The 2,454-nt window shown below is 46.8% G+C and carries 1 protein-coding gene; it reads right to left on the reverse strand.

The features are described from left to right. Positions 1-2,203 (reverse strand): RHS repeat domain-containing protein (locus AC5JJ6_RS09040; protein ID WP_496041717.1); only part of this gene is annotated, 2,203 nt, incomplete at its 3' end. Positions 2,204-2,454: the final 251 nt, after the last annotated feature.

Genomic DNA, 2,454 nt, shown 5'->3' on the forward strand with positions numbered 1-2,454 from the left:
CGTAGCCAAATACCTCGCGCGTGTGGGCAATAGCATCTGCTCGCAAGTGCAAATTTCCATTAGCTTCATAGTCATATTCTAGAAACTGTAGTATTGTACCCGTTGACGACTGGGTACCGATGTATCTTGTTGCCCCATCGACTGAATAAACTTTGTTAGTGACAACACCGTTCCCGAAGCTTTCGCTACGAGGCAAACCATCAACATCGCGCTCATTTACCTGCCAATACACATGTGAGCTATTCGCATCTTGCACCGATTTAAGTTCACCTCCTATGGTGTAGTTATTTCGCACAGTTAGCCTAGATCTACCTTGTATCTGTGGGTAAGCAAGCGTGTCCAATCTGCCAAATTTGTCGTATGTGTAATCGACGCGGTATGTCTGCCTATCAATCGTTCTTGAGACTTGACTCAAGCGTGAAAAATTATCGTAGTTAAAAGTCGATTTAACAGCATCTGAACTCAACGTTTGAGCAAGCAATCCAATCCCATGTGCAGCGGAATCCCAAGTGAAGCTTGTTGTTCCTGCGTCGTTAACAACTGTCGATATTCGACCGAGTTTATCTCGCTTGTAATGGGTAGTGATGCCTCCCGCGTTTGTTTCACTTAATTGTTCGCCGAAGGCGTTATAGTGCATTGACATGGCACCTGTGTCTGGTGTCTCTATCCTTTTTACTCGACCAGCTTTGTCATACATATACGAAACTCGATGACCGGCTTCATTAGTAATATTCTCGAGAACTCCAAATGGACCGTACTCGAAATAGGTGCCGATTTCTTTCTCATTGTCGGTGATTTGGACGCTTTTAGCTATCCGTCCGAACTCATCCTCAACGACAAACCTTCTTTTCCCTTTCTCATCCCAGTAGATTGTTTGGAGCCCTTTGTATTCTCTTCTAACTGACGTGCCATCTGGGTGGCGCACACTACGTACACGACCTAAATTATCATATTCGATATGGCGCCAATCCGGTGGATCGGAGATTGCGTGCGACAAAGAAATTGAAGCTAACCGTCCTTGAGTATCATACAACGCCTCCGCACCTGACATGCTACCGTCAAAGCTTTGCCAACGCCACTCCGCTGGTCGTCCTAATCGATCATAAGAGATTTCAGAGGGAGCAGAACCTGCTGTATGAGTCCTTAAACGTAACCTTCCAACCGCGTCCTTATCAAAATGCGCTTCGCTTTCGACGCCGTTGGGCTGCTCTAAATACCTAAGCCGCCCAAAACCATCATAACGATAAGTTGTTATTAATCCATTTGGGTCTCTCTCGGTCGCCACGGCTCCAATTCCTGGGTGGAAGGTATAATAGTGTATATGGCCAGCTGCATTTATAGAGGTCTCAGGAAATATTTGGTCGCGAGTCTCATAGGCTATGGTTTCTGTTCTATCCTCGCCCGATCCAGAGCGAGTGACTGAAGTAACGAGGCCATAACTGTTGCGTTGATACGTTATTTCTAGCGAAACATCGGATTGTTCGTCCGCGGGTAGTGGAGAATCGGGTTCAATGCGGGTCTTCCACAACAATCCGGTATTTGGATAGAATTCATTCTCAATGGTTCTTGTCATAGTGCGTCCGGATCGAGTGGCGCTTGTGATCACCAATCGCATTTTTTGCCCAATAATCCAAGAGGAGTCAAAGTTGTCATATTGTATCGTGTTGGTGACTCCATGTGCTCGACCAGTTGGTATTCCGTTCTGGACTGAGTAAACCGAAACTTGCTGATGTATGGTATTGCCGTAGCCGTCGCGATCCAGATGTGTAATTTCTCGACGTAGGAGCTCTACCATCTGCCGAGGAGTTGGCAGAACAGCTATTAAAGTTTCATACTCGCTAAATATTATCGAGTCCTGATAGGCAAAATATACCTTATTGTCATACTGGTTTACTACGCGGCAGGATGCTATGGTTTGATAATCTTTGCTTAAGCGCGTCACTGTTGGTAATATTTCTGAGTTAAAGGAGCCCTCAAGCTTATTTGATGGCTGACCTTTAACATTGGGATTTAATGGTGTTGAGGCTGTATAAGACTGGTGAAAGCCTGCACACGGGTAGAAAGTCCCAGAGCGCTTCTCAGTGTCGCGGACAACACGGGTGATAGTCCCCGTTTCTACGTTCGTTGCCTCGCGCGAAACAAAACCAAGCCATCCGCGTCCCGCGGCATCGGCACGGCCGTCGCGGTAAGTGTACGCAAACACTCCAGGCTCGGCATGCCCGCGGTCTACTCGGTGATGTGATACAACCCATAGACTTCGCTTTACACATGTCCTTGGGTACGAGCAGTTTGTTCCAGATGTGTGAACCGATGTGTCAGAAATTGGGCGGTACTCAAAACCTTCTCTTGCCTCAAGTCCATCAGTAACTCGCTTGAGCAATTCACTTGCCTGTCCGTCGCGTAAATATAGTAAGATACGCTTATTGAACAGGACTACGATGTCCTCGAGTCCAT

It is taken from the genome of Skermanella sp., assembly GCF_059503625.1.